General features: G+C 62.6%; 6 protein-coding genes. 2 read left to right on the forward strand and 4 right to left on the reverse strand.

Going from position 1 to position 4,417, the window contains the following annotated elements:
* Positions 1–1,181 (forward strand): dihydroorotase (locus EN879_RS25500; RefSeq protein ID WP_127274319.1); only part of this gene is annotated, 1,181 nt, incomplete at its 5' end.
* Between the two features lie 33 nt (positions 1,182–1,214).
* Here EN879_RS25500 and EN879_RS25505 read toward each other — a convergent pair.
* From EN879_RS25505 to EN879_RS25520, 4 genes are all read right to left on the reverse strand, one after another.
* Positions 1,215–2,000, reverse strand: a complete 786-nt coding sequence (locus tag EN879_RS25505) for a hypothetical protein (protein WP_164774570.1) — start codon at positions 1,998–2,000, stop codon at positions 1,215–1,217.
* 70 nt (positions 2,001–2,070) lie between these two features.
* Entirely contained in the window at positions 2,071–2,328 is a 258-nt protein-coding gene (locus tag EN879_RS25510) for a hypothetical protein (RefSeq protein WP_008874920.1), read from the reverse strand.
* 458 nt (positions 2,329–2,786) lie between these two features.
* Positions 2,787–3,164 carry a TIGR02301 family protein gene (locus tag EN879_RS25515; RefSeq protein WP_013532565.1) on the reverse strand — a complete coding sequence of 126 codons (378 nt, stop codon included), beginning with the start codon at positions 3,162–3,164 and terminating at the stop codon, positions 2,787–2,789.
* Positions 3,165–3,245: 81 nt separating this feature from the next.
* Entirely contained in the window at positions 3,246–3,680 is a 435-nt protein-coding gene (locus tag EN879_RS25520; protein ID WP_013532564.1) for an NUDIX hydrolase, read from the reverse strand.
* 128 nt (positions 3,681–3,808) lie between these two features.
* Here EN879_RS25520 and EN879_RS25525 point away from each other — a divergent pair.
* The coding region (locus tag EN879_RS25525) for an SOS response-associated peptidase (protein ID WP_164774571.1) at positions 3,809–4,417 on the forward strand (609 nt) is incomplete at its 3' end.

The raw sequence follows: 4,417 nt of genomic DNA on the forward strand, positions 1-4,417 counted from the left end.
GCCTGCATATCCTGCCGGGTGTCGTCGACAGCCAGGTGCATTTTCGCGAGCCGGGACTGGAGCACAAGGAAGATTTGGAAACGGGTTCGCGCGCTGCCGTGCTTGGCGGCGTCACCGCCGTGTTCGAGATGCCCAACACCAATCCGCTGACCACCAGCGAGGCAGCGCTTGCCGACAAGGTCCGGCGCGGCACGGGGCGCATGCATTGCGATTTCGCCTTCTGGGTCGGCGGCACCCGCGAGAATGCCGGGGATGTCGGCGAGCTTGAGCGGCTGCCGGGTGCGGCCGGGATCAAGGTTTTCATGGGCTCGTCCACTGGCGACCTGCTGGTCGAGGATGACGAGGGCGTGGCGTCGATCCTGAGAAACACGCGCCGGCGCGCCGCCTTTCATTCGGAAGACGAATTCCGGCTGCGCGAGCGCCTTGGCGAACGCATCGAAGGCGACCCGGCATCGCACCCTGTCTGGCGCGACGAGATCGCCGCCTTGCGCTGTACCGAACGGCTGGTACGCATTGCGCGAAACGCCCGTGCCCGCATCCATGTTCTACACATCTCGACCGCCGAGGAGATTGTGTTCCTCGAACAACACAAGGATGTCGCGACCTGCGAGGCGACGCCACATCATTTGACGCTGAGCGCCGACGACTATCTCAGGCTTGGCACGCTGATCCAGATGAACCCGCCGGTGCGTGCCGCGCGCCATCGCGATGGCGTCTGGCATGGCATTGCGCAAGGCATCGTCGATGTGCTCGGCTCCGACCACGCGCCGCACACGCTGGCCGAGAAGGCAAAGCCCTATCCGGCCTCACCGTCGGGGATGACCGGCGTGCAGACGCTGGTGCCGATCATGCTCGACCACGTCAATGCCGGCCGGCTGACCTTGCAGCGCTTTGTCGACCTGTCTAGCCACGGCCCGCAGCGGATCTTCGGCATGGCGAGAAAGGGCCGCATCGCTGCCGGCTACGAGGCCGACTTCACCATCGTCGATATGAAGCGGCGCCAGACCATCACCAATGCGCAGGCCGGCTCGAAAGCCGGCTGGACGCCTTATGACGGGAGAGAAGTGGTCGGCTGGCCGGTCGGCACCGTCATTCGCGGCCGCCGCGTGATGTGGGAAGGCGAGATCGCCACGCCAAGCCAGGGTAGGGCGGTGGAGTTTTCTGAGGCATTGCCCCGCTAGGCTCCCTACCCCCGTGGGTGGGAAGAGCCGCTCTCAATCCCCGGCGACGAAGAATGACCACTGTCCGCTAGGGGTGATACCGACGCGATAGAAAATATAGGCGCCGAACTGCTTCATGTCGTCGAAATCGCCAGCGGTGACGATCTTGAACAGTTCGACCCGCTGCTTGGCGTCCAGCTTGTCCAGCGGGAGGGCGAAGAAATACGGCCACACATAGAGCTCTTGTGGCGTGCCGGCATCGAGGTGGACGTAGCCGGCATCAAGCACCTCCTCCAGGATGGCCAGGATTTCCTGGCCGTCCGGGTCTCCCGAGAGGCCCTTGAGGAAGGCGACGGCATCGCCATCAATGTCGGTTAGGGACAATTGCGTTGTGTTGTCGCCCGTGCCGATCAACGGCCGCAACTTTTCGATATCGCCGCCCTTGCAGGCTTCGACGATCAAATCATGCATGCGCCGCACTGGTTCCGGCAGCTTGCCGAGATCGTAGATGACCTCGGGCACCGGCGTGTCCGGATCGACGCGTGGCCTGGTCACGCCGCCATCCGCCGGACTGTCCGGCTCGGCTTCGGCAGGAGCAGTCGGCTGGCTAGACGGCGGCGGCGTCCCGACCGGGTTGGGCATTGGCACGGTGCTTCCGGGGGGCGACATGTCGTCGGCCGGCGGCGTGACCGTCGGGGGGAGCTCTTCGCGCTTGATTTCGCTCAGCGCATAGGCGGGGCTGATCGCGAGACACACAACCAGGGGAATCGCGGCACAGCAAGCGGCGAAAGAGATGCGAAGGACCAAGCCACGCGGCTTGCCTGACATCGAAAAACTCACTGCCCGTTTCTCCCTGCTTACGGGCATGACGCCCGAGCGGCATATTGCCGTCAAAGAACCGGACGTCGGTTCAGTGCCGCAGCCGTTCAGGTTCGAAGGCGCCAGCAATCACCTTTTCACGCATACGGTCGAGCAGGGCAAGGGCCGAGGTCTCGCCATTGGCACGCAACATCTCGCCGAAGGCTGTTTCGAGCGCTGCTTCGGCAATGATCTCGGGCTCTATCCCGGCGGAGAGACCTTCCGCCCAGGCCTCGCTGTGGCTTTCCACGGCGGTCAAGCGTTTTTCTTCCCTGACCAGCGCGTCGATGTCGTTGACACCATGTTCCATAAGCGAATGTCCACCCTTTCAAGCTGCGATCCATTGATGTGGATCAGGCCTGATCTGTTCATTTCACACCCAGGGACAATTAAGTATTTGTAAATACGACATTTTTTTGATCGTCTTTTACAAAGCCCGATTGCCTTGTGCGAAACTGCGTTCAGTTCGAGTCAAACTTAGCCGATTGGGGCGGCCTGCGGGGCGAAAACCTTCAGTTTGAGTTAATTCCGCTTTCGCGCGGTAGGGTTTCGTTAATACTGTTGCAGAAGTGCAACATGAGGATTGCACCAAGATATCGCCTGGCACAAGCCGATATATCGGCTGTACCCAGCAATGGTTCGGATAGTTGTCGATGAGCGAGTGCCTAAAGCGCGCTGCGTTTGAACGGATTCAGGCGAGGCGCTTTAGGTTTTCGTTTTTATGCGTGTCGTTCTCCCAAAACCGCAGCCACTTTTGGGCGACATGCATTAGTTGCCGTAACGCGAGGCGATGTCGCGAGACAGCGTCTCGCCTTCCTTCATGTAGCGGCTGATGGCTTCGGTCGCCGAGGGCGTGCACCTCGTATAGGTGCCGCCGAAGGAGCGGTAGCCGCGATTGAAGCTGGCAATGAAGCGGGCGCGCCGCTCGGCGTCCGGATTTTCCGAATCGAGCAGTTTTGTCATCTCGACACGCCACTGGTCGCCCTTTTCGCCGCACAGATTGCGCAGGAAATGCAGCGAGCCCAGAACCTCCGCCAGCCGCATCAACCCGGGCTCGAACGGCGACTCGGCGCTGAGCGCGGGCCGTATCGAAACGGTCGCGCCGACCGCAAGACACACGGCGAGGAGCATGGATGGACGATTCATAAGCCTTCTCTACCAGCTGCGTGGCTCTGCTAAACAGCATAAGTCTTTGTGGCGAAACAATTTGTGGCCCGCAAGTTGATTTCAGGACAGCAGTCCGGCGTTTCCGCCGGGGGCCAACAAGTCTTCGGCGACCGCGAATACCGAGCCTGCCAGCGGCAGCGCCGCCATCTCGCTGAGCGTATAGAAGGCCGCCGTCTCCGCATCGTCGCTGGCCACGGCCTCGCCGCCGGCATAGGCGGCGCCGAAGACTGTGAGGAGATAATCGACCGGGTGGCTGTCATCCCGGCCGTCGATGCGGATTTCCCGCAGCGGGCGATAATTTGTGGCACGCAAACCGGTTTCTTCCTGAAGTTCGCGCTCTGCCGCTGCCTCCAGCGTCTCACCAGGTTCGACCTTGCCGCCCGGAAAGGCATAGAGCCCTTGCGACGGTTGCCGGGCTCGCTTGACCAGAAGCACGGTGTCTGCCCGCACGACGGCGACCGAGACTGCCGGAAGTATTTTGCGCGCTTCGTTCATGGATTCCCAATCAGGCTGAAGGCCGGTCAGTTGTGGACCGGCCAGCGTGGACAAGTTTTAGCGGTTGCGCAACGCCGGTTCCATCGCCACTTTCAGAAGCCGAACCTTTCGAAGGGCACCAATCGACCATGTGCGGACGTTTCGCCTTGACCGCGACGCCGGATCAGACCGCTGCCTTTCTGGACGTGGCGGGGCTTGAGGATTTCCCGGCGCGCTACAACATCGCCCCGACGCAGCCGATCCTGATGGCGGTCGCCGGCCCTCCGCAGGCGCCGGGCTCCAATCTGCCGGACCGGCAGCCAATGCTGGTGCGCTGGGGGCTGATCCCGACCTGGGTGAAGGATACACGCGAGTTTCCGCTGCTGTTCAACGCGCGCTCCGAAGGGGCTGCCGAAAAGGCGTCGTTCAAGGCCGCCATGCGCCATCGCCGCGCTTTGGTGCCGGCGTCCGGCTTTTATGAATGGCGGCAAACCGGTGGCAAGAAGGGGCAGCCTTACTGGATACGCCCCAGGCATGGCGGGTTGGTTGCCTTCGCCGGGCTGATCGAGACCTATGCCGAGCCGGGCGGTTCGGAAATGGACACCGGCGCCATCCTCACCACGCGGGCCAACGCCGGCACCGCCCATATCCACGACCGCATGCCGGTGGTGATCGAGGAACGCGATTTCGCCCGCTGGTTGGATTGCCGCACGCAGGAGCCGCGCGACGTGCTCGACCTCCTCAAGCCCGCCGAGCCC

The sequence above is a fragment of the Mesorhizobium sp. M7A.F.Ca.AU.002.02.1.1 genome, assembly GCF_003998535.1.
GTDB lineage: Bacteria > Pseudomonadota > Alphaproteobacteria > Rhizobiales > Rhizobiaceae > Mesorhizobium > Mesorhizobium ciceri.

Bases quoted from the DNA above. Each gene is read 5' to 3' on its own strand.
- EN879_RS25510 (WP_008874920.1), bottom strand. From the start codon at position 2,328: ATGGAACATGGTGTCAACGACATCGACGCGCTGGTCAGGGAAGAAAAA.
- EN879_RS25515 (WP_013532565.1), bottom strand. From the start codon at position 3,164: ATGAATCGTCCATCCATGCTCCTCGCCGTGTGTCTTGCGGTCGGCGCG.
- EN879_RS25520 (WP_013532564.1), bottom strand. From the start codon at position 3,680: ATGAACGAAGCGCGCAAAATACTTCCGGCAGTCTCGGTCGCCGTCGTG.